Source organism: Porphyrobacter sp. TH134 (assembly GCF_002855495.1).
Lineage (GTDB): Bacteria > Pseudomonadota > Alphaproteobacteria > Sphingomonadales > Sphingomonadaceae > Erythrobacter.
This window is the reverse complement of the sequence record NZ_PKRO01000043.1, coordinates 1-23,116: the sequence shown is the minus strand read 5'-3', so window position 1 is coordinate 23,116 and position 23,116 is coordinate 1. Positions and strand designations below refer to the sequence as shown.

Annotated in this window: 20 protein-coding genes and 1 tRNA gene; 15 read left to right on the top strand and 6 right to left on the bottom strand. The window is 63.4% G+C overall.

The features are described from left to right. Positions 1-94 precede the first annotated feature (94 nt). Both C0V72_RS13920 and C0V72_RS13915 read left to right on the top strand, forming a co-directional pair. Positions 95-448, top strand: a complete 354-nt coding sequence (locus tag C0V72_RS13920) for an arsenate reductase (RefSeq protein ID WP_101794746.1) — start codon at positions 95-97, stop codon at positions 446-448. Further along, complete coding sequence (locus C0V72_RS13915; RefSeq protein WP_101794745.1) at positions 427-1,455, top strand: glycerophosphodiester phosphodiesterase family protein; 1,029 nt, start codon at positions 427-429, stop codon at positions 1,453-1,455. Before C0V72_RS13920 ends, C0V72_RS13915 begins: the two co-directional genes overlap by 22 nt. Before the next feature lie 102 nt (positions 1,456-1,557). Here C0V72_RS13915 and ubiG read toward each other — a convergent pair whose 3' ends face one another. Further along, complete coding sequence (gene ubiG, locus C0V72_RS13910) at positions 1,558-2,298, bottom strand: bifunctional 2-polyprenyl-6-hydroxyphenol methylase/3-demethylubiquinol 3-O-methyltransferase UbiG (protein WP_101794744.1); 741 nt, start codon at positions 2,296-2,298, stop codon at positions 1,558-1,560. A gap of 49 nt (positions 2,299-2,347) precedes the next feature. On the opposite strand from ubiG, the gene C0V72_RS13905 reads away from it, so the two are divergent. From C0V72_RS13905 to C0V72_RS13875, 7 genes are all read left to right on the top strand, one after another. Then, a complete protein-coding gene (locus C0V72_RS13905; protein ID WP_101794743.1) occupies positions 2,348-3,619 on the top strand; it encodes an aspartate kinase in 1,272 nt (423 codons plus the stop codon). Between the two features lie 104 nt (positions 3,620-3,723). Continuing rightward, positions 3,724-4,428 (top strand): helix-turn-helix domain-containing protein, encoded by a 705-nt coding sequence (locus C0V72_RS13900; protein ID WP_101794742.1) that lies wholly within the window; start codon positions 3,724-3,726, stop codon positions 4,426-4,428. Positions 4,429-4,694: 266 nt separating this feature from the next. Further along, positions 4,695-5,633, top strand: a complete 939-nt coding sequence (locus tag C0V72_RS13895) for a GGDEF domain-containing protein (RefSeq protein WP_101794741.1) — start codon at positions 4,695-4,697, stop codon at positions 5,631-5,633. A gap of 41 nt (positions 5,634-5,674) precedes the next feature. Beyond that, positions 5,675-6,862, top strand: a complete 1,188-nt coding sequence (gene purT / locus C0V72_RS13890; RefSeq protein ID WP_101794740.1) for a formate-dependent phosphoribosylglycinamide formyltransferase — start codon at positions 5,675-5,677, stop codon at positions 6,860-6,862. A 9-nt stretch (positions 6,863-6,871) separates the two neighbouring features. Then, positions 6,872-7,879 carry an NAD(P)H-dependent flavin oxidoreductase gene (locus C0V72_RS13885; protein WP_101794739.1) on the top strand — a complete coding sequence of 336 codons (1,008 nt, stop codon included), beginning with the start codon at positions 6,872-6,874 and terminating at the stop codon, positions 7,877-7,879. A gap of 1 nt (position 7,880) precedes the next feature. Continuing rightward, positions 7,881-8,747 carry a formyltetrahydrofolate deformylase gene (gene purU, locus C0V72_RS13880; RefSeq protein WP_101794738.1) on the top strand — a complete coding sequence of 289 codons (867 nt, stop codon included), beginning with the start codon at positions 7,881-7,883 and terminating at the stop codon, positions 8,745-8,747. 22 nt (positions 8,748-8,769) lie between these two features. Then, positions 8,770-10,041 carry a serine hydrolase domain-containing protein gene (locus C0V72_RS13875; protein WP_101794737.1) on the top strand — a complete coding sequence of 424 codons (1,272 nt, stop codon included), beginning with the start codon at positions 8,770-8,772 and terminating at the stop codon, positions 10,039-10,041. Here the strand turns inward: C0V72_RS13875 and C0V72_RS13870 are convergent. Next, positions 10,017-10,499 carry a beta-lactamase hydrolase domain-containing protein gene (locus tag C0V72_RS13870; protein WP_101794736.1) on the bottom strand — a complete coding sequence of 161 codons (483 nt, stop codon included), beginning with the start codon at positions 10,497-10,499 and terminating at the stop codon, positions 10,017-10,019. The two genes, C0V72_RS13875 and C0V72_RS13870, sit on opposite strands and share 25 nt — an antisense overlap. Continuing rightward, entirely contained in the window at positions 10,496-12,673 is a 2,178-nt protein-coding gene (locus tag C0V72_RS13865; protein WP_101794735.1) for a PQQ-dependent dehydrogenase, methanol/ethanol family, read from the bottom strand. The genes C0V72_RS13870 and C0V72_RS13865 overlap by 4 nt, the downstream gene beginning before the upstream one ends. Before the next feature lie 130 nt (positions 12,674-12,803). On the opposite strand from C0V72_RS13865, the gene C0V72_RS13860 reads away from it, so the two are divergent. Further along, complete coding sequence (locus C0V72_RS13860) at positions 12,804-13,685, top strand: dienelactone hydrolase family protein (RefSeq protein WP_101794734.1); 882 nt, start codon at positions 12,804-12,806, stop codon at positions 13,683-13,685. A gap of 203 nt (positions 13,686-13,888) precedes the next feature. Further along, positions 13,889-14,329 carry a hypothetical protein gene (locus C0V72_RS13855; RefSeq protein WP_101794733.1) on the top strand — a complete coding sequence of 147 codons (441 nt, stop codon included), beginning with the start codon at positions 13,889-13,891 and terminating at the stop codon, positions 14,327-14,329. Between the two features lie 240 nt (positions 14,330-14,569). Here C0V72_RS13855 and C0V72_RS13850 read toward each other — a convergent pair whose 3' ends face one another. Next, on the bottom strand, positions 14,570-17,224 hold the full coding sequence (locus C0V72_RS13850) for a DEAD/DEAH box helicase family protein (RefSeq protein WP_101794732.1): 2,655 nt from the start codon (positions 17,222-17,224) through the stop codon (positions 14,570-14,572). A 217-nt stretch (positions 17,225-17,441) separates the two neighbouring features. After that, complete coding sequence (locus C0V72_RS13845; RefSeq protein WP_101794731.1) at positions 17,442-18,404, bottom strand: complex I NDUFA9 subunit family protein; 963 nt, start codon at positions 18,402-18,404, stop codon at positions 17,442-17,444. A gap of 318 nt (positions 18,405-18,722) precedes the next feature. On the opposite strand from C0V72_RS13845, the gene C0V72_RS13840 reads away from it, so the two are divergent. Both C0V72_RS13840 and C0V72_RS13835 read left to right on the top strand, forming a co-directional pair. Further along, positions 18,723-18,809 (top strand) — tRNA-Leu (locus tag C0V72_RS13840). Positions 18,810-19,027: 218 nt separating this feature from the next. After that, positions 19,028-20,251, top strand: a complete 1,224-nt coding sequence (locus tag C0V72_RS13835; protein WP_101794730.1) for a tyrosine-type recombinase/integrase — start codon at positions 19,028-19,030, stop codon at positions 20,249-20,251. On the opposite strand, the gene C0V72_RS13830 is transcribed toward C0V72_RS13835, so the two are convergent. Then, positions 20,248-20,508 (bottom strand): helix-turn-helix transcriptional regulator, encoded by a 261-nt coding sequence (locus tag C0V72_RS13830; protein ID WP_442792589.1) that lies wholly within the window; start codon positions 20,506-20,508, stop codon positions 20,248-20,250. The two genes, C0V72_RS13835 and C0V72_RS13830, sit on opposite strands and share 4 nt — an antisense overlap. A 417-nt stretch (positions 20,509-20,925) precedes the next feature. On the opposite strand from C0V72_RS13830, the gene C0V72_RS13825 reads away from it, so the two are divergent. Beyond that, positions 20,926-21,831, top strand: coding sequence for an ArdC family protein (locus C0V72_RS13825; RefSeq protein ID WP_101794729.1), 906 nt, complete (start codon positions 20,926-20,928; stop codon positions 21,829-21,831). A gap of 277 nt (positions 21,832-22,108) precedes the next feature. Further along, positions 22,109-23,083, top strand: a complete 975-nt coding sequence (locus C0V72_RS13820) for a type I restriction endonuclease (RefSeq protein WP_199797800.1) — start codon at positions 22,109-22,111, stop codon at positions 23,081-23,083. Positions 23,084-23,116: the final 33 nt, after the last annotated feature.

Below are 23,116 nucleotides of genomic sequence, written 5' to 3'. Positions count from 1 at the left end.
GCCGGCTTCTGATCCCTTGCATCAAAAGACACCCCCCTGTCCTCACTCGATGTCCCAGAAAAATCAAACTGGCCCGGCTTTCGCAACAGGTCTAATGGCTGACATCGCATTGTATGGCCTGACCAACTGCGACACGGTGAAGAAAGCGCGCGCGTGGCTGGATGCGCGGGGCTGCGCCTATGTCTTCCACGATTTCAAGAAGGAAGGCGCCGGCCCCGATCGGATCGCCCGCTGGATTGCAGCCGCCGGATTGGACAGCGTGGTCAACCGCCGGGGTACCACCTTTCGCGCGCTGCCCGATGCCGATAAGGCAGCGGCGGCTGACAGTCACACAGCTGTCGCTTTGCTGGTTCAGCAGCCCAGCATCATCAAGCGGCCGGTCGTCGAACATCCGCGCGGCATTCTGGTCGGTTTCAAGGAAGACGAATGGTCCGCAGCTTTGCTTTGATCGCTGCCGCGGCGCTAGCGGCCGCTGGCCCTGCCGCCGCGCAGGACATGCTTGTCATCGCGCACCGCGGCGCGAGCGCCGAACGGCCCGAACATACCCTCGCCGCCTATGAACGCGCGATCGATCAGGGGGCGGATTATATCGAGCCCGATCTGGTCGCGACCAAGGATCTGGTGCTGGTCTCGCGCCACGAAAACGAGTTGTCCGGCACCACGGATGTGGCAAGCCGGGAGGAGTTTGAAGACCGCCGCCGCGACAAGACGATTGACGGGCAGAAGATCGCCGGCTGGTTTGCCGAGGACTTTACCCTCGCCGAATTGCGCACCCTGCGCGCAAAAGAACGCATTCCTTCCTTGCGGCCTGCCAATGCGCAGTTTGATGGGCTGTATCAGGTGCCGACCTTCGCCGAGATCGTGAAGCTGGTGCGCGCGAAGGAAGCCGCCACCGGGCGCCGGATCGGGCTTTATCCCGAACTGAAGCACCCCGAATTCCTGCTCCAGAACGCCGGGATCGATATGGTCGATCTGCTGCTGCGCGAACTGCGCGTGCTTGGCATCACCGCACAAGATCCGGTTTTCATCCAGAGCTTCGAGATCGCGCCCTTGCAACGCCTGAAAGCGCGCGGAGGCGGGTTCAAGCTGGTGCAACTGGTCGCGCCGATCAGCGGCCCGGCGGACGAGCCTGCGATGCGCTATGCCGAAATGGTGACGCCGACGGGGCTGGCAGAGGTCGCGAAATATGCCGACGCGGTCGGCGCGCATATTGCGCTGGTCTTGACGCCCGACGGCGCGCCGACCGCGCTGGTCGCCGATGCCAAGGCAGCAGGGTTGGCGGTGCATGCATGGACAGTGCGGCCCGAAAACGAATTCCTGCCGCCAATGTTGCGGACGGGCGATGATCCCAAGGGCAAGGGCTGCGGCGATGTGAAGCTGGCTGCCTTGCTGAAGGCGGCGGGCGTGGCGGGAGTGTTCAGCGATGGGCCGCTGAAGGGGCGAGTTTGTTCCTAAATCCGTTCGTCCTGAGCTTGTCGAAGGACTGCCTTTTTTTGAGGCGCGCGTCCGGTTCATGAAGAAAAACGGTGCTTCGACAAGCTCAGCACGAACGGATCATTATGAGGCCCGCCTCGCGCTCAGAATATAATTCAGCGACAGATCATCCGACAGATGCAGCCCCTTGCCAGGCCGCCAAGCAATCCCGCGCCGGGCCGTGATCGTCAGCCCCGCATCTGCCAGCAGCGCTTCGAACTCTTCAAGCGTGATAAAATCTTCCCAATGGTGCGTGCCCTTGGGGACATAGCCAACGGCCTCCGCCGCGCCGACCAGCAGCACGCGGGACGCCGCCGTGCGGTTCGGCGTCGACATGATCAGCAGCCCGCCGGGCGCCAGTCGCGCAGCAACATCGCGCAGGAAGGCGGACTTGTCGGCGACATGCTCGATCACCTCGACGCAGGTGACGAGATCGAAGGTGCCGATATCAAGGCCCGCCACCTCGCCCGCCATATACCGGATATCCAGACCCATGCCCTCGGCATGAGCGGCGGCCGCCGCGATATTTTCTGCCGCCGCGTCCACCCCGGTGACGTTTGCGCCCAGCCGCGCCAGCGGCTCGCACACCAACCCGGCCCCGCAACCGATATCCAGCGCTGCCTTGCCCGCCAAGGGCCGGCCTTGCGCCTGCGCAGCGGGCCAATGCGCATCAATCGCTTGGCGGATAAACGCCATGCGCACCGGGTTCACCTGATGCAGGCTCGCCATCGGGCCTTTCGGATTCCACCAATCGCGCGCCAGCTTTGCGAAAAAATCTGCCTCTTCGGGGCGAATTGTAACATTCGGAATGTTTGCGTTTCCCATGAACCCACCCTAACAGCGCCCGCGTACACTCACCAGCAGGAGCTGCAACTTGGCCCGCATCGTGATGAAATTCGGCGGCACGTCCATGGCCGGGACGGAGCGCATCCGCCGTGTCGCCAATCTTGTGCGCGCGCAAGCGGCCCGCGGCGATCAGGTCGCGGTGGTCGTCAGCGCCATGGCGGGCGAGACAGACCGGCTCGTGAACTTCTGCCGCGAGGCCAATCCGCTGTATGACCCGGCGGAGTATGACGTGGTGGTCGCCAGCGGCGAACAGGTCACCAGCGGGCTCCTGGCGCTCACGCTGCAAGCCTTGGGCTGCAAGGCGCGCAGCTGGCTTGGCTGGCAATTGCCGATCCAGACCATCGAAGCCCACGCCAAGGCCCGCATCGACAATATCGATGCGCCCGCACTGATCGCCGCGATGGAAGCGGGCGAGATCGCCGTGATCCCCGGTTTTCAGGGCGTATCGGATGATGGCCGCATCACGACACTGGGCCGGGGTGGATCGGACACCTCGGCCGTCGCGGTCGCCGCCGCGATCAAGGCGGATCGCTGCGACATCTACACCGATGTCGACGGCGTCTACACCACCGACCCCCGCATCGTCGCCAAGGCGAGGAAGCAGAAGGCGGTGACGTATGAAGAAATGCTCGAACTCGCCAGCGTCGGGGCCAAGGTGCTCCAGACCCGCTCGGTCGGCCTCGCCATGAAGGAAAAGGTGCGGGTGCAGGTGCTATCAAGCTTTATCGGCGATGGCGCCCCGCCTGCCGATGATCTGCCCGGGACAATGATCGTCTCGGACGAAGAAATGGACGAATTGGTGGAGAAGGGCCTGATGGAACGCCAGCTTGTAACCGGCATCGCGCATGACAAGAACGAAGCCAAGGTGATCCTCACCCGCGTGCCCGACCGTCCGGGCGCGGTGGCGAACATCTTTGAACCGCTCGCCGCGGCCTCGATCAATGTCGACATGATCATCCAGAACGTGGGCCGCGACAAGGGCGAGACCGACGTGACCTTCACCGTCCCCCAGTCCGACCTCGCCCGCGCGCAGGCGCTGCTGGAGGACCGGCGCGATGCGATCGGCTTCAACCGCATCATCACCGACAGCAAGATCGCCAAGATCAGCGTCGTGGGCGTCGGCATGAAGAGCCATGCTGGCGTCGCCAGCACGATGTTCCGCGCGCTTTCGGATCGGGGCATCAACATTCAGGCAATTTCGACCTCGGAAATCAAGGTCAGCGTGATGATCGACGAGGATGAAACCGAACTGGCCGTGCGCGTGCTGCATACAGCTTACGGGCTGGATGCGGTTAGCTGAAAGAAAGCTCGGTTCGTCGGAATTAACCATTTTAGGTGACGGCGCTTTAACCTTTTGAGCGGGAATGTGCGGCCTCTCATAGCGAGAGCGAAAGGGCGCACATCATGGCCATCAAGGCCCATCTTGACGATCCCCGCGCGGGCCCCAGCACGGGCACCGGCGTTGGCGAACGCGCGAACCCCCGCAGCGCCGAGCGGCGTGCGCTGCGATTGGAAACCAGCGGCTTTGCCGCAGGGATGGCTGGTGGCAATGTCACCATCCACAACATCTCGGCTGCCGGATTGTTGCTGGAAACCGGGCTGGCGCTGGAAGCGGGCGATGAATTTGCGCTCGACCTGCCGCAAGCCGGCGTTGTGACAGCGCAAGTGGTGTGGCGCAGCGAGCGGCTTTACGGCTGCGCCTTCCGCCAGACGCTGGGCCCCGCAGCGCTGGCCGCAGCGCAATTGCAAGGCTTTGCGCCGGGCGTTCCGACCGAGGCTGTGCCGGCTGCCCCCCTCTTGTCTGCTGGCGAACCGCTTGGCCCGCGGCTCAATCGGTTGCGGCGCGAAGCCGGCCTGACCCTTGCCGATGTGGCGGCCATTCTCAACGTGAGCAAACCCACGGTCTGGGCGTGGGAAAAGGGCAAGGCCCGGCCGCTACCCGAACGGCTTGACGCCATCGCCGCTGCCCTGGGTGTCGATCCCGCAGTGCTATCTGCCAGCCCCGGCAGAGCGCGCGACATCGATGCCGTGATCGCCGAGTGCCGTCAGCGCATTGCCGAGGCTTGCGGCACATCCACAGATGCGGTGCGGATCATGGTGGAACTGTAATCCGGACAGGTATCCACCCCTAGAAGTCGATACTTAATGTATCAAATACGTATTGGATAGACTGCCCTCTTGGCAAAATATGGTAAACGAAACCCGGAGGCGATTCGTTTTTTAGTCAAGTAAGTTTACTTATCTAACAAATAAAAGAGTCATATTCGGGAAAGCACGGGAAAGTTTTCTTAAAATCGATTCATGTTTGTCACCAAGTAAGTCTGGCTAGGAGCGAGTTGGCGAATCATTCGTTGGACCGCTGGGGCACTGTCGGTATGAAAATTGGTTTGAATGACGTCGAAGGTCATGTGCTGCATGGCCTGCTGGAAGAGGCATCCGGCGATATTGTGGTGAGGCTCGACCGCCACGGATTTATCATCCACGCATCCGCGAACATCGCCGAGCTGGGGCTGGATTTGTCAGCCGCGCTGCTGCTGCCGCATATCACCGATCTGGCCGAGCGGGATCATGCCGCCTTTCTGGGCGCGCACGTCAACGCGGCGCTTGCCGGGGGCGCGCACGGCGGCTGGGTGGAATTCCCGGTCATCGCCTGCGCAGAGCGCGATACCTGCCGTGAAGCGCATTGTCAGCGCTGGTATGCGCTCAGCCTCAGGCCGATGTGCAATGCCAGCGGCATCGCTGATGGCGCGCTATGTCTGATGCGATCCGTGCAGCAATTGCGCAGTCTTGAGGGCGAACTGCATGCCAGGGCCGTCACTGATCCGCTGACCGGGCTTGCCAATCGGCAGGCCTTCTGCGCCAGCCTGCGGCGGCATCTGGCCAGAGGCGGCGGGCAAATGGTTGCTGTCCTGGCTGTCGATGGGATGCGCGCGCTGCTGCTGCGTTATGGCCAGCGCACCGCGGACGAGGTGATGTGGGGCTTTGCCAAGTTCCTCGAAACCATGGCCCTCCCGGGGCATGAACTGGCGCAGCTGGATGGGGAGCGGTTTGCTGTGCTGTTGCCCGAAATGACTGCGCGGGTGGCCCGCGAATGGGTGCAGGATGTGGTCACCACCTTCGCCGGCCTCGCTGCCCCGAGCCCGGGCCCAAGCCCGGCCAAGCCCAAGGCCCCGCAATTGACCGCCAGCGCGGGGCTGGCGCGGGTGGAATGCACGGTCGACTGGACGTTGCGCGAAGCAGAGCTGGGCCTCGTGATGGCCCGCGCGGGCGGCGGGCGTCAGGTGGCCGTGGCGGGGCATCGCCGGGCGGCTTGATCGCGTCTGGACTTGAAAGCGCGGGCGGCTAAACCGCTAGCATGAGCCACATTGCCACCATCCTGCTGCTCGGTTCGGGCGAGCTGGGCCGCGAATTCGTCATTTCCGCCAAGCGCCTCGGGGCGCGGGTGATCGCCTGTGACAGCTATGACAACGCCCCTGCGATGCAGTTGGCCGATGGGCACGAGGTGTTCTCCATGCTCGATGGCGCGGCGCTGCGCGCGGCGGCACAGAAGCACCGCCCCGATCTGATCGTGCCGGAAATCGAAGCGATCCGCACCGAAGTGCTGGGCGATCTGGAGCAGGAGGGGTTCACCATCGTCCCCTCGGCCCGCGCCGCGCAGCTGACCATGAACCGCGATACGATCCGCGATCTGGCGGCGGGCGAGCTGGGCCTCGTCACATCGCAATATGGCTATGCCGAGAGCTTCGCCGAAGCCCAGACCATTGCCGAGCGGATCGGCTACCCGCTGGTCATGAAGCCGGTCATGTCCTCCAGCGGCAAGGGCCAGAGCAAGGTCGACGATCCCCAAGCGCTGGCGGCCGCGTGGGATTACGCCGTCGCCAATATGCGCGGCGACCGCGCGCGGGTGATCTGCGAACAGTTCATCGCCTTCGATTACGAAATCACTCTGCTGACGGTGCGGCACGCAGGCGGGATCAGCTTCTGCCCGCCCATCGGCCACCGGCAGGAACGCGGTGATTACCGCGAAAGCTGGCAACCGGCCGCAATGAGCGCCGCCGCGCTCGCCGCCGCGCAGGACATGGCCGCCAAGGTCGTCATGGCGCTGCAAGGGGGCGGGCGCGGCTGGGGGCTGTATGGGGTCGAGTTTTTCGTCAAGGGCGAGGAGGTGATCTTCTCCGAACTCTCCCCCCGCCCGCACGACACCGGCATGGTGACGCTGGCGAGCCAGGACCTCACCGAATTCGATCTGCACGCCCGCGCGATCCTTGGCCTGCCGGTGCCGGACAGCATCGCGGCCCGCCCTTCCGCTTCGGCCGTGATCCTTGCCGACCGGGACAGTGCCAGCTTCGCGTTTGAAGGGCTGGGCGATGCGCTCGCCCTGTCGTCGGACGTCGACGTGCGGCTGTTCGGCAAGCCGGTTACCCGCCCCTACCGCCGCATGGGCGTGGCCCTAGCCCGCGCCGAAACCGCGACAAGCGCCGTAGCGCTGGCCAAACAGGCCGCCGACGCGGTGCGGATTGTCTATTCCTCCGCAGACGACTAGGGCGCGGCCATGAATGACTATCCCCACACCGCTGCCCTGATGCAGCGCGGCGCTGATTTCCTCGGCTGCGACACCGCAATCCTGTGCGGTGCGATGAGCTGGGTGAGCGAGCGCAACCTTGTCGCCGCGATCAGCAATGCGGGCGGGTTCGGCGTGATCGCCTGCGGCGCGATGACGCCCGACATCCTCGACCGCGAGATTGCCGCGACCAAGGCGCTCACGTCGAAGCCCTTCGGCGTCAACCTCATCACCATGCACCCCGGCCTGTTCGATCTGATCGCCGTGTGCCGCAAGCATGGCGTGACCCACGTGGTACTGGCTGGCGGCATCCCGCCCAAGGGCAGCGTCGAGGCGATCAAAGAGGGCGGCGCGAAGGTCATCTGCTTTGCCCCCACCCTCGCGCTCGCGAAGAAGCTGCTGCGGTCAGGCGCGGACGCAATGGTGATCGAAGGCATGGAAGCGGGCGGGCATATCGGCCCTGTCTCCACCAGCGTGCTCGCGCAGGAAATCCTGCCCGAACTCAGCGCTGACCACCTTGTCTTCGTCGCGGGCGGGATCGGCCGGGGCGAGGCGATTGCCAGCTATCTCGAAATGGGCGCGGCAGGCGTGCAGCTGGGCACCCGCTTCGCCTGCGCGACCGAAAGCATCGCTCACCCCGATTTCAAGAAGGCGTTCTTCCGCGCCAATGCCCGCGATGCGACAGCATCGGTGCAAGTCGACCCGCGCCTGCCGGTGATCCCGGTGCGCGCCCTGAAGAACAAGGGGACCGAGGAATTCACCGCCAAGCAGCGCGAAGTCGCCGCGCTTCTAGACGCGGGCGAAGTCGACATGGCCGAAGCGCAATTGCAGATCGAACATTTCTGGGCCGGTGCCCTGCGCCGCGCGGTGATTGATGGCGATGTCGAGAATGGCAGCGTAATGGCAGGCCAATCGGTCGGCATGGTGACCAAGGAAGAGCCCGCCGCCGACATCATCGCCGAACTGATGTGCCAGTGCGAGGCGGCGCTCGCCAAGTAGCATGGCCGCCCCGCTGATCCTCACCCTCGCCTGCGCTGACCGGCCCGGCATCACCGCGCGGGTTACTGGCTTCCTGTTCGAGCGGGGCGCGAACATCCTCGACGCGCAGCAATTCAACGATCGGGCAGAGGCTGGCGGGACCGACCGCTTTTTCATGCGGGTGGTGTTCGATCCCGACGGCTCGACGCCCGAGGCCCTGCGCGCGGACTTCACGGGCCTTGCCGCCGAATTCGGCATGGAATGGAAGATGGCGCGGGAAGATCGCCCGCGCCGCACCATCATCCTTGTCAGCAAGTTCGATCATTGCCTCGTCGATCTGCTGTATCGCTGCCGCACCGGCGAATTGCCAATCGAAGTGGTGGCGATTGTCTCCAACCACCCGCGCGACGCCGCGATCCGGGTGGATATTGGCGACATTCCGTTCCACCACATTCCGGTGACCCCCGACACCAAGCCGCAGGCCGAAGCGCAATTCCGCGCACTCGCCGCCGAAACCGCCGCCGAACTGGTGGTGCTGGCGCGTTACATGCAGGTGTTCTCGGACGAACAATCGGCCCATTTCGCGGGACACTGCATCAACATCCATCACTCGTTCCTGCCCGGCTTCAAGGGCGCGCGGCCCTATCATCAGGCGCACGCGCGCGGGGTGAAGATCATCGGCGCGACCGCGCATTTCGTCACCGCTGATCTGGATGAAGGCCCGATCATCCATCAGGATGTCGAACGCATCTCGCACGCCGACAGCCCCGAGGATCTGGTGCGCAAGGGTCGCGATATCGAACGCCGGGTGCTGGCCGAAGCGGTGCGGCTGTTCGCGCAGGAACGTGTGCTGATGAACGCGGGCCGCACGGTGGTGTTCAGAGGCTGAGCCAACAACGGGAGAGACGCGCATGAAGGTGGCACTGGCAGCGACGGCGTTGATCTTGGCGGCGGCAGTGCCCGCAGCAGCGCAGGATGCGCCCGGCTATCAGCCTGATTGCACGACAATCGCCGCTTTTCTCGACACGGCTGTGGTACAGGGCCGCATCGTCGGCGCTTCGGCGCTGGTATGGAAGGACGGGGCGGAGCGCTGCTTTGCCGCAGCAGGCGATGCCGATCGTGAGGCGGATCAGCCCGTCACCCGCAGCACCCTGTTCCAGATCTACTCGATGACCAAGCCGGTCACCGGCACCGCGCTGATGCAGCTGTGGGAACAGGGCAAGTTCGGGCTGGATGATCCGCTGGAATGGCACCTGCCCGAATATGCCGGGCTGATGGTGCTGGCAGGCGAAAATCCCGATGGCTCGCCGATCCTGCGCGCGCCGGTACGCAAGGTGACGGTGCGCGATGTGCTGCGCCACACGGCAGGCTTCACCTATGGCGCGGGCGGCAATCCGCAGAACGCCGCCGACCGGGTGTGGGCGCGCTTGCAGCCGCTCTCGTCCGACAAGACGCTCGCGGAATTTTCGCAGGCCATGGCGCAGGTGCCCCTGCTCCACGATCCCGGTACGCACTGGAATTACAGCGCGGGCGTCGACGTGCAGGCGCGGCTGGTTGAAGTGTTGTCGGGCCAGCCGTTTGCTGAATATGTGGCGCAGGCGATCTTCCAGCCGCTGGGCATGACGGACACCGGCTGGCAGCGCAGCCCCGCTGATCGCCCGCGCCTCGCCCGCATCTATGAAGGCGAGAACGGTGCGCTGGCACCGTGGAGCGACGACCGCCTGCTCAACGCCAGCTTCACGGGCCAGCCGATGACCATGGGCGGATCAGGCCTTGTGTCCACGGTCGATGATTACATGAAGTTTGCGCGGATGCTGCTGGGCGAAGGCAGCCTGGACGGTGTGCGCATTCTCAAGCCGTCGACCATCCGACTGATGGCGACCGACCAGCTCGATCCGCGCATTCCGCCAGCCAATCGGTCATGGCTGGTGGGCAAGGGCAATGGCGGGTTCGGCTTCGATGTGTTCGTGCGCACCGGCCAGCCGCAGTCTGGGCAAGAAAATCGTGGCAGCGTCGGCGAATTTTACTGGGATGGCTTGCCCTCGATGCTGTTCTGGGTTGATCCGGCGCAGGACATGGCGGTGATTCTGGCGACCCAGAAAGTGCCGTTCGACAATGATCTGCACCGCGACTTCAGGGTGGCGGTTTACGGCGCGGATTACACCGGCCCGGCAGGCGACTGAACAGGCCGCAGCAGAAAATCGCGCCACACGGCGGGTGCGGTATCGTCCTCCAGCGGGTTCCAAACCGTCGCCATGCGCGCCCGAGCCTCAGCCTCGGGCACACCGGCGGCGCAGTCGATCAGGTAGAAGAACGCCGTCACCCGCCAGTTCATGATGCAATGCACATGATGCGGGCCGGGACGCGCGGTAAGGGCCTGCGTGAGCGCGGCGACATGCTGCGGCATTGGCGCATCGAAGGGCACGGGGATATGGGTATAGGCGATTCCGTGGGCCGCCATCAGCGCCGCCTCGTCCGCCAGCGCTTCGGGGTGGCTGGCGAGCGCGAGGTTCACCACATGGCGCACCCCGATCGCCGCCAGCCGCGCAGGGTCGCCCGCTTCAAGCTTGCCCGAAGTGGTGATTCCATCCGCCCGCCGCTGCCAATGGCGGATGTCGGCGGGATCACCCGGTTCGATCATTTGCGCGCGACCCGTTTCGTCCCCTCGATCGCCTTGTCCTCATTGGCACGCTTGATGACATAGGCGCGGATCGCTTCGATCTCCTGCTTGGTGAGCGAGCCCTTGAAGCTGGCCATGCCGTTATCTTTCAGCGCGCCGCCTTCGACCACCGCGTTCCACGCCGCCGCGCTTTCGAGCGATCCGGCTCGGCGCAGATCGGGCAGCACGGTCGATCCGACAGCGCCCGGCGCATGGCATACTGCGCAGTAACGGCCATATTTCAGCTGGCCCACGGCGATCACCTCGGGCGCCGCGGTGCTGGGCGGCGGGTCGAGCGGGAGATCGGCCAGCGCGGGCTCTGGCGGCAGCTTGGCCGCGCCGCCCAGCTTGAACACCAGCAGGCGCGAGATATTGCGCACCGGCGCCTTGCGGTTGATGAGATCGCCATCGACCGACAGGGCATAGGCCCCGCCCCAGCCGGCCAGCACGGCAACATATTGCTCGCCATTGACGGTGTAGGTGACCGGTGGTGCAACCACCCCGGTTTGCGCGGCGAAGCTCCAGAGCTTCTTGCCGTTCGCAGCATCATAGGCGTTGAATTCGCTGCCCGTGGTGCCTTGGAACACCAGGCCGCCGCCCGTCGCCAGCAAGCCGCCGTTCCACGGCCCGGGGTGCTCAACCGTCCAGCGCGGCTTTTGCGCCACAGGATCCCACGCCACCAGCATGCCCTTGAGCGTGCCCGCGACCTGCTTGCGGAAGCCCCCATCGGGCGGCAGATCGCCCGCGCCAAGGTTGAAGCCGACATTGAAGCCGCGCGCGGTGTCGGGCTTCCAGTCCGCCTCGGGCGCGTACATCATCCCTGCCTCGAAGGCGGGGATATAGACGAGGTTTTCGGTGGGGCTGTAGGCCATCGGGTGCCAGTTATGCCCGCCCAGCGCGCCGGGCGTGACCACCGCGGGCTTGCCGGTCTTGTCGACGCGGGTTTCGGGATTTTCGATCGGGCGGCCGGTCTTGGGGTCAATCCCGGTTGCCCAGTTGACGCTGACATAGGGCTTGGCGGAGAGGAACTTGCCCGTCTCGCGGTCGATCACATAGAAAAAGCCATTCTTGGGCGCCTGCATCAGCACCTTGCGCATCGCCCCGTCGATTTCCATGTCGGCGAGCATGATGTGCTGGGTGGCGGTGTAATCCCAGGTCTCGCCCGGCGTGGTCTGGTAATGCCAGACATATTCGCCGGTCTTGGGGCGCACCGCTACGATGCTGGAAAGGTAGAGGTTATCCCCCTCACCCGTGCCGTCCTTGCCCGGTGAACGATAGGCGCGGTTCCACGGGCTGCCATTGCCCACCCCGATATAGAGCAGATCGAGATCGGGGTCGTAGGCCATCGAATCCCACACCGTCCCGCCGCCGCCAATCGCATCCGACGCGCCCAGCACGTCCATGTTCCAGGTCTCAGCCGCCTTCTGGAGATAGGCGGGCGCATCCTTGGGATCGCCGCCCTCTGGCACTGTGTAGAACTTCCACAATTGTTCGCCGCTGTTCGCATCATAGGCGGCAACAAAGCCGCGCACACCGAATTCCGCACCCCCATTGCCGATGATGACCTTGCCATCGATCACGCGCGGCGCGCCGGTGATGGTGTAGCTTTTGGACTGGTCGACCGTGACCTTTTCCCACGCGACTGCGCCGGTATCGCGGTTGAGCGCGATCAGCCGGCCATCCAGCGTGCCGAAGAACAGCTTGTCGCCCCATGCGGCCAGCCCGCGGTTCACCACATCGCAGCAGGCCTTGACCGCGGTTTCGCCGGGTACCTTGGGGTCATATTCCCACAAGGGCTTGCCCGTGGTGGCATCGAAGGCCTTCACCTTGCTCCAAGCGGTGGTGAGATAGAGCTTGCCGTCGATCACCAGCGGGGTCGCTTCCTGACCGCGCGCGGTATCCATATCGGCATACCAGGCAAGGCCAAGCTGGCCCACGTTCTCGCGGTTGACCGCGTCCAGCGGCGAATAGCGTTGTTCAGAATAGGTGCGCCCGTGGCTGATCCAGTTGGCTCCGTCGCCGTCTGCCCCGACCAGCATGGCGGTGGTGATGCCCTCACCACCGGCCCCGGTTGCTTCAAAAATCTGGCTGCAATTGGCCAGCGTCCCCGCCGATATCAACAGCGCGCCGCCCAGCGCCCACCGCTTGAGGTCCATCAAACCCGCTCTCCCTGTTTTTGTCGCTTATGCGCTTTTGCAACATCGTGCCTCGTCATTCGCGGCTTGTCCATGCCTACCGCTCCTGCCAAGTGGAGAGCGGCGGATGGGGCCAACAGGAGACTTTTCAATGTGCGATGAAAGCAAGCTGGCCGATTGGGCCAAGCAGACCATCAGCCGGCGGCAGTTCGGTGCGCTGACCGGCGCTGCAGCCCTGACCGCCTGTGCCGGCGGCGAAAGCGCCACCAATGCACAAGACCCGGCCCCCGGCCTGAAGGAACGCGGCGTCAACTTCCCCACCCCGGACGGCACGCTGGACGGGTTTTTCGTCCAACCGGACAGCGGCACTCACCCGGCCGTGATCCTGTGGCCCGACATCGCCAGCATCCGCGAGGCCAAGCGCAATATCGCCCGCAAACTGGCAGCCGCGGGCTACGCCGTGCTGGTGGTGAACCCCTATTACCGCGACGTGACCGGCGAACAATTTGCCGATTTCGCCGCCTTCATCGCAGACGGCGGCTTCCAGAAGGTTGGCCCGTGGCGGGGCAAACTGAATGCAGAGGCGATCATGCGCGATGCCACGGCAATCGTGGACTGGCTTGACCGGCAGGAAGGCGTCGATCAGGCCCACGGCATCGGCACGCAGGGCTATTGCATGGGCGGGCCGTTCACCATCTGGAGCGCAGCCGCCGTGCCATCACGCATCAAGGCCGCAGCAAGCTTCCACGGCGGCGGCCTGGTGCGGGTAGACAATCCGATGAGCCCGCATGCGCTGCTGGACAAGGTCGATGCCGACCTGCTGATCGCCGTCGCGCAAGACGACGATGCCAAAGCGCCGACTGACAAAACCGTGTTCGCCCAAGCTGCCAAGGCAGCGGACGTTGACACGGTGGTCACCGTCTATCCAGGCGATCACGGCTGGATGGTTCCCGACAGCCCGGCGTATAATGTAACAGCCGCCGCGCGCGGAGAGGCCGACCTCAAGGCGCTTTACGCCGCCGCGCTGGCTTAGGACTTCGGCGCCGCTCGGCGCGGACCATCGTGGCGAAAGTCACGACGGTCCGCTTTCGGGCTGCCGCAGCGGTGTATTGGATGGCTGGGAATGGGTGGTAAGGCGAACGGCGGCTTTACCTACGGCTGCCCTGTTTCCGGACGTTGCGAAGCGCATGGGTCTGCGGTAGCCTTATAGCGATTGTCCGGGAACATTTATCCGCCATGCGTGATTTTGAAAAAGGGGTCGCGCTGGCGATGGTAGCTTTTGTAGCCACCCTGCTCGCCTCCTGCTCCTCTAATGACCCTTGTGCCTTAGACGGCAAGCGCGTCACGTGGGGCGGCAGGTTAACCTACTCGGACTCCGATCCATTTTCTCCGCCGGGCGGTTTCTTCTTGAAGATAAGCGGCCCTACTTTGAATAATACCGCCGAGCATGCAGCTCTTTATAAAAGTGAAAATGTCTACACTGCATTCATAAAAGATGGCAGCCAAGCGGCAGAATTCATTCGCGCACGAAAACCCGACATGTCCTCGATAGATATTGTTGGAGTTTGGCGTGGAACGGCGGGATATTTCGCCGAAGAATGCGGACTCCCGCTTACCGAGAGAAAGTTCTTTGAAGTCGAGCAGATCAATGATCAAATCGAACTGATCATAAATTAATAGAGATGTAGTGAAAGCCGGTGATTTGCTACTGGTCCGCCTTTGGTTTTGATATTTTGACGAATGCCCTCTGCTTCGGGGTCGATAGGTGAACGGCAGGAATTTTTCGCGACCTGGGTCAAGCTGCCGTGCCGCTTTCGGGATCGCGCGCAGGCCCGGCGCATGGCCGGTCGTGGGTGGTTTTCTGCCGTGGCTCGTTGCCTGATTATCATCTGCCGAAGGTCAGTGTAGCTCGCCAGATCAGAGCCATACCGAGCGGCGGTCGACGTTTCGCTGAAATCCGGCTGCAAAAGACGACGCTCGCGCTTGCAGAATAAGCAGGCGGCTTTCTGCGGTCCGAGCGAAAACGAGATCGGAACAGCCAATTCGCTCCAGCCAAAGCTCCGCAAAGCGCTCGGCGAATTCCTTGCGGGTCCCCAATGCCGCCGGGACCGCGTGATAATCGATACGCCTTCGCGGCCCCAGCCATGAGCGGCGCACCAGCAGATAGCGCGGGTTCTGCACCGGTCCGAGAATCTCGGCGATAGCCTGCATCACCTGGCGTTCGGCGGCGCGGCTGACCCCGGTCAGGACCACATCCTTGCGCCCGTCGACGCTGGTGAGGATTTCAACTGCAGCGTATTCCAGTTCCCGTCCGCTGAGGAGATCGGCATCGACCAGCGCCCGCAGCGTCACCCATACCACCTCGTGTAAAGACCCTTCGAGCGAGCCGTTGCGCCACGCCAACCGGCCTGCCTTTATCAGCCGAGGCAAGCTCGCCAGGGTCGCCACTCCTGCGATCCCCATGCCTACCATACCGAAATCCGCATAGGTCTGCACCTCGCGGAGCTCGTTAGCCGCGGCAAGCGCGCCGCCACCCACCGCGCTCCAGCCAAGCGCGTGCAGAGTGTCGAACCAGCTGAGCGCGCGCGGGGAATAGCTAGTTGCCGCCGTTTCGCGCACGCGGGCTCGCGCGTCTCCTTCGCCAAGCGAGACTCGCCAGCGTTCGGCAATGGCTGGACGGTCAGCGGCAATACTGAACGTGCGAAGGTTGCTGGTGGCCATCGACGATGCAGGGTCGACACCGAGCCTCGCCACACCATCCTCGATCAGCGTCGACGCGCCATTCGCAATCCCCTCGAACGCCTTGAACCGCCGCGCGACCACGCCGAGATCGGAAATGCTCGGCATGCCGCTGTCGCCCAGAAATCCCCAGTTGAGGGTCGTCGCCAGCACGTCCCAGCTTTCGCGGTCCGCCGGATCGAGCGTGGCGAGGTGCCAGATATTGGCGACCTTGTCTGCCCGGGCCGGGTCGATCCTGATCGCTCGCCCGCGCATCTGGTTGGACAGCATGAACGATGCGGTGTTGCTCGCCAGCACAAGACTATTGAGCACCGGCGCGTCCCAGCCCTCGCCGAGCAGCGATTGCGTGCCGACAAGAATATGAAGGTCGCCGCGGGTGAACAGCTCCGTGATGACCCGCACCAGCCCCGCCGAGCTTCCTGTGCGGCACGTGATCTGCACATGATCCGGGCAGGCGGCTAGATCGGAAGACCGGAAATCTGACGGGTCGAGCCGCATCTCCGCTGCGACTGCGTGCAGGCTGGCAAGCGCCCGCCTCGGTATCAGCACAAGGCTACCGGTCAGCACGCCGAGATAATCTTCGTCGATGGCCGAGCGGCGCAGCATCTCGAAAATCGGCACGACCCCAAGCTTGGCTGGCACATAGGGCGTATCGGCACGCGCGGGCAGTTCGCCGGCGCGGATGTGGTCGGATAGAACGACCATGCGCAGGTCGGCGCCGAGTGCAGCGGTCTCGGCGCGGGCAATCGTGACGATGGAGTCCATCTTGGCGAGGCTGGACGTCATCAGCTTGAACACCGATCGTGTGTGGGTCAGCCGCACCCGGTCGCCCTCGATCAGGCCCTGGCGATGCAGCCGATTGCGCATGGCCTTGAGCCGCGCAGGTTCGAGCGGAAAGCTGGCAGTGTGCTGGACGATCAGCCCATCAAGGAACCGTTCGAGCCAAAACACCGAAGGCGCGGGAACATCGCGCGCCGACACGCCAAGTAATTTCAGCGCAGACTTGGGCAGATCGCGCCCTGCCGAAGCGAGGAGGACAAGCACTGCCGAAAGCATGTCTGGCGCTTCGAGAATGGATTCGACATGCGCCTTGGGATCGGTCAGCCACGGATGTGCAGCCAGCCAGTCGAGCAAGCTGTCATCGGCACGCAGTTCGCGCGCAAGTTCCCCGATCGCCTTGCGTCGCTGCTCCAGCAGTTCAAGGGCGTCCTCGGTCGGCGCTGACAGGATCAGGTGATCCTGATGCGGACAAAGATCGCCATTGCGCACCAGTTCGGGGATTCCGATTTCGATGTCGATCGGCCCGCACAACTCCTCGTAGCGCGACCATTCGGCGAAGCTGGCATCATAGGGCGGAGTCGCGGTCAGGGATACAATTCGGACGTCCTGCAAGCGGTTGGCAAGCTCGATCAGGCATTTCCACCATTCGCGCCGCAGATGATGTGCCTCGTCAAGCACAAGCGTGAGCGGGCCGCATTTGTTTAGGGTATCGATCAGCGCCTCAAGCTCTTCGCCCCGGCGCAAGGCATCGAGCGCCTGATAAGTCGTCAGCGTCAGCTGGCGCAAATCGGCAAGGTCGCGGGAGATCGAAACGGCAGCCGGCGGCGAATTAAGAAAAAGCGGACAGAGGCGCTGTTCCCATTGGTCGCGGATCGCGATTGTTGGTGCAAAGACGAGCGCGGGTCTGCCGATGCGCCGGACGATTTCGAGGCCGAGCACGGTCTTGCCTGCACCTGGAGCCGCAACCACGTGCAGGCGGCGATCACCGAGATGATCGTCCATCTCCTCCAGGACACGCGCCTGATAGTCGCGCCACTTCCCCTTGAAGTTCATGTCCTTGAGCACAGCGTGTCGATAGCAGGTGCTATTTCACTCGACCATATGGTTCATTGAAGCTGAGATGGCAGGATCAACAGGTCAGCAAGGCGATCTCAGAACGACGGCTTCGGGGTCGATAACCGAAAGGCAGCTTTCCGCAGCACATGCGATAAAGCCGCCATCATCGTCAGAGTTATCGAAAACCTTACTGCAGCACTCAGTTAAGCCCCGCCTAAGCCTTGCGCGCTTTGGCCCGCGCGTTCGCCGCTCCAAATCGGCCATGCTTGCGATAACGCAGCATCCACTTGTCGAGGAACAGGCCCAGCGGCTTGGGCTCGATCCCCAATTCGGCAAAACCGCGCGCGCCCGGTGCAACCGTGCTACCGGGCTTCAGCAGCGTCCACTGGTCGCGGCTCATCGGAGTGCCGGGAAGGGCGGCAAAGGTCGCGCTCAGGCTGTCCGGCACGGGCAGGAAGGTGCGCTTGCGCCCTTGCGCGGCGGCGATCCGTTCGTGGATTTCCATCATGGTCAGCTGCTCTGGCCCGCCCAGTTCGTAGATGTGCCCGCCGTGCAGTTCCGGGTGCTCCAGCGCCACTGCAACCGCCTCGGCCACATCATCGGCATAGACCAGTTGCAGCTTCGCCTCCGGCCCGAACACGGGGAGAACGGGAAGCATCTCGATCATGCCGCCGAACAGGTTCAGAAAATTGTCGTCCTTGCCGAACACGATCGAAGGCCGCAGCACCGTCGCCTTGGGAAAAGCTTCGAAAACCCGCCGTTCCCCCAGCGCCTTGCCGCGCGCATAGGCCGTGGACGAAGCGTCATCCGCGCCGATCGCGCTAACGTGGACGAACGACTTCACGCCCTTGTTCTGCGCCATCCGCGCGATGGTGCCGGGGGCCTCACCCATCAGCTTTTCGAGATCGCCGGCAAAGGCGCCAACGAGATTGACCACATGGCTCGCCCCATCCAGCGCCGCGGCGACGTGTTCGTCGCGCGTGATATCGCAGGGCATCAGCTGCAACTGTCCCAGATTGGCGAGCGGCTTGAGATCCTGCGCCTTGCCGGGCGACCGGCTAGCCAGCCGCAGCCGCGCGCCGCGCGCCAGCAGACTTTGCGCGACATAATTGCCGATGTAGCCGGTGCCTCCGAAAATCGTGATAAGCTGGCCGGAAAGCGGAGAGGAGGTGGGCATGGTCAGGGTGCTCTTGGTGCCGTGGCGAATTGCTGGCAGCGCTTTGCGTCAACGCGGGCTGACAGGCAAGAGTTCCGGCGGCTGAGAGTTGGCGAAATCCGGGCGGATCGGCGCAGACCCGCTCCAAATCGCTCCATACGCCTGGCTGACGCTGACTTGATGCCTGCTGGGCAGCAGGTTTTCGCCCGGTTCTGGCCTTTCGGCGGCCAGCCGCGCGCAATGTTTATCGGTCGGTGAGGTTTGCATTGACAGCCCCTCAACCCCCGGCTAATCGCCCGCCCCTACCCAGCTTCCGGCAGCGATGACCGGTTGCACCGTGCCCAGATGGCGGAATTGGTAGACGCACCAGCTTCAGGTGCTGGCGCTCGCAAGGGCGTGGAGGTTCGAGTCCTCTTCTGGGCACCATTTCTCAATCCCATGACATCCCGAAAGGGTCGACAAAACGGCGGAAATCTGCCATTTTTGACCCTCACCGATCCCGGATTGTGCCAGCCGATTTCAGGCAATCCGGGGCCATGAAGTGCCACGCTAGGGTCGATATGGCCCCGCCAGAAATTGCAGTGGCCCCATGACCCCGTTGCCACTCGCTGGTCCCTTCCGGGACCTGCTGAGGAGAATCGAGAATGGCGCTCACAGATCTGAAAATCCGCAGCCTCCGCCCGTCGGAGAAGATCACCCGGCACACCGACGATCGTGGCCTGTACGTTGAGGTGCATCCAAGCGGATCGAAGCTGTGGCGCTACAAATACCGATACGCTGGCAAGCAAAAGCGGCTCGCGCTCGGCCGCTATCCTGATGTCGGCCTTGCAGAAGCCCGCGCGAGGCGCGACGAGGCCCGCAAGAAGGTCGAAGCGGGAATTGATCCGCTGCTGGAGCGCAAGCGCGAGAAGCTCGTCGCGCGCTTCAGTGCTGCGAACACCTTCGGCGACATCGCAAAGGAGTACATCGACAAGCGTGTGGCGGAGGGACAATCTGAGGCGACCACCCAGAAAGCCAATTGGCTGCTTGAACAGCTCAAGCCGCTCTGGACCTTCCCGGTCACCGACATCAAGCCCGTTGACCTGTTGGCTGCGCTGAAACGCGTCGAGGCGCAGGGCAAGTATGAGACGGCGCGACGCTGCCGGTCCTTTGCCGGCCGCGTCTTCCGCTATGCCGTCGCGACCGGACGCGGCGAGAGCGACCCAAGCGCAATCCTGCGTGGCGCGCTGGTGGTGCCGAAGACCAAGCATCACGCCGCAATCCTCGACCCCAAGCAGCTGGGCGAGTTGCTGCGCGCCATGGACAACTACAGCGGGCACAAAATCTCCAGGCTCGCCATGCAAGTCTCGCCCCACGTCATGACGCGCCCGGGAGAGTTGCGCATGGCGGTCTGGTCGGAGTTCGATCTTGATAACGCGGTTTGGAAGATTCCGGCCGAACGCATGAAGATGCGCCGACCGCACGAGGTTCCCCTGTCCCGTCAGGTCCTCGCCTACCTGCGCGAGCTGTTCGAGCTCACCGGGCCTGACGGCTATGTCTTCCCGGCATTCCACACCTGGCGGCGCCCGCTCAGTGAGAACACGATCAATCAGTGTTTCCGGCGGATGGGCTACGCAGTCGGGGAAGTGACCGCGCATGGCTTGCGAACTACCGCTTCGACCCTTCTCAACGAAAGCGGCAAGTGGTCGCCTGATGCGATCGAGCGATCACTCGCTCATGCGGACTCGAATGCCATTCGTGGCACCTACAACCGTGGCCGCTACTGGGACGAGCGTGTTGCGATGCACCAGTGGTGGAGCGACTATCTCGACGAGTTGCGGGCGGATGTATCTGATGAGACCGTCAGGAAACTCAGGGCACGGGCCTAGCGTGAGCCTTCCGCGGCATTTAGTGTCCGCGCGACCTGGTCGGTTATGTCCTCTCGATAGCCGACCGGGTCTGCGATCCAGCGATTGATGGCGGACTCCCGCCAGCCTGCGCCATGCACGCTGATCCTCACCTGGCTCGGGAATGTGCCCTCGGCAATCTTGCGGTACACGGTCGAGCGGGAAAGGCCTGTTCGATCAAGAACGGTCCTGAGGCGGATGATTCTGTCGGTTGTGTTTGGCATAGGACTGACCTCCATCGGTTGATCTGCAGTGGCACCCCGTGACTGAGGTCACCGCAACCACTGGCCGTCAGGCAAGCTCAAAATCGCGTGCGGGCACTGCGGCGTAGCGAAGGCGGCAGTTTAGCGGGGCTGAGGCCAAAGCGGCTTTCAGGATGGGGCGTCACGCCAAGCTGCACCGCAGCGCTCGTATGCGAGTCGGGCAGGCATCTGCATGGATTTCGGGCGTGTGCTGACAGCGCTAGGGCATCCTTTGCCCTGCCATTGGAATGACCTGCTCCTGTGTGACGGCCCGTGCCGGGCGGGATCAACAGCCTGCCCGCTCCTTCGGGCTTCGCCCTCCCGTGTTGGCTGTTGCGCGTTTCACGCTGACCCGCCCGGCCATCCGGCCCGTCCCTTCATCCGCGTTCCCAACGACAGGACGAAGGATTTACCATGGCCCGCACCGCAACCGCCAGCATCTACGACACCATCACCAACCAGATCATCGCCGCGCTGGAGCGCGGCACCGGCGACTACACGCTCCCATGGCACCGCAGCAGCGCCCCGCTCACGCGCCCCGTCAATGCGGTCACCCGCAAGGCCTATCGCGGCGTCAATGTCCTCGCCCTCTGGGCCAGCGCCGAAGCGCAGGACTTCGGGCACGGTCTCTGGGCGACCTATCGCCAGTGGCAGTCGCTGGGCGCGCAGGTCCGCAAGGGCGAGAAGGCCTCGCCGATCGTGTTCTACAAGGTCCTGGACAAGCCCGAGGACAGCGAAGTCGAGGCGCGAGAGGGCGCGGGCCGGATCTTCGCGCAGGGCTCGCATGTGTTCAACATCGCGCAGGTTGAGGGCTATGCTCTGCCCGAGGTGTCGGAAGCCGAGGCGTTCGATCCCATCCCTGATGTCGAGACCTTCATCGCTTCCACCGGTGCTGCCATCCGCATCCAGGGCGAGAGCGCCCACTACACCCCGTGCACCGACACGATTACCATGCCCGATCGTGAACGGTTCTTCGCTACCGGCACCGCCAGTGCCGCGCAGAACTGGTATGCCATCCTGCTTCACGAGCTGGTTCACTGGACCGGGGCCGATCACCGCCTCGCCCGAACCTTCGGCAAGCGCTTCGGCGACGAGGCCTATGCCATGGAAGAGCTGGTCGCCGAGCTTGGCTCAGCCTTCCTCTGCGGCGACCTTGGCCTGTCGGTCACCCCGCGTCCGGATCATGCCTGCTACCTCGCCAGCTGGCTCAAGGTGCTCAAGGGCGACAACCGCGCGATCTTCACCGCTGCCAGTGCGGCGGCGAAGGCGGCGGAGTGGTTGGGGAGGAGCATCGACAACGGCTCACCTTGCATCGGCTAGGGTCGCAGCCAAGCAACTTGGAAAAACATCCGATAGGCTTAGGGGTATTCGCAGGGGGCTGATATCCATGGCCATGTCCTTAAAGGACAAACTTCTATCGAAGCTGGAGACGGTTCGATATGGACAGCAGCCTTTCAGCCTGCGGTAAACGGAGCTACGTCCGGTGACAGAGCAGGTTGACGCCCCAGGCCGCGGGGGAGCCAGTAAGGGCGTGACCAGTAGATGTATCTTTATGCCTATGCACATGAAATCTTGAAGTTGAGGCCAGATCGGACCAATGACGACAGCCGAAAGCACCATTGAACGGGAACTGATTTCAAAGCTTGAAGAGCTAAAATACGAGTATCGCCCAGATATTCGTGACCGAGCAGCACTCGAGCAAAACTTTCGGGAGAGGTTCGAAGCCCTCAATCGCGTCCGCCTCACCGACACCGAATTTCAGCGTCTGCTGGAGAGCATCACCACTCCCGACGTGTTCGCCGCCGCCAACATCCTGCGCGGATACAGCAGCTTTGAGCGCGATGATGGCACGCCGCTCAACTACACCTTGGTCAACATCAAGGATTGGTGCAAAAACACGTTCGAGGTGGTCAACCAGCTCCGCATCAACACGGATAACAGCCACCATCGCTATGACGTGATCCTGCTCATCAACGGCGTGCCTGCCGTGCAGATTGAGCTTAAGACGATGGCTGTCAGCCCGCGCCGCGCCATGCAGCAGATCGTCGATTACAAGACCGATCCCGGCAACGGATATGGCAAAACACTGCTTTGCTTCATCCAGATTTTCGTCGTTAGCAATCGCACCGACACTTGGTATTTCGCCAACAACAACGCGCGCCAGTTCAGCTTCAATGCCGATGAGCGGTTCCTGCCGATCTATCAGTTCGCCAGCGAGGATAACAAGAAGGTCACGCATCTCGACAGCTTTGCCGAGAAATTCCTGGCGAAGTGCACCCTTGGCCAGATGGTCAGCCGCTACATGGTGCTTGTTGCCAGCGAACAGAAGCTGATGATGATGCGGCCCTACCAAATCTATGCTGTGAAGGCGATTGTGGAGTGCATCCACCAGAACTGCGGTAACGGCTATGTCTGGCACACCACCGGCAGCGGGAAGACGCTGACATCCTTCAAGGCATCAACCTTGCTCAAGGACAATGACGACATCGCCAAATGCCTGTTCGTCGTTGAGAACGGCGGTGCAAAATTAGACCACGGTAGCGGCGACGAAGTGTTGCTGCGGGCGGCGTAAAAGTCGTCCACTTTGCCCTTTTGCGGGAGCGGG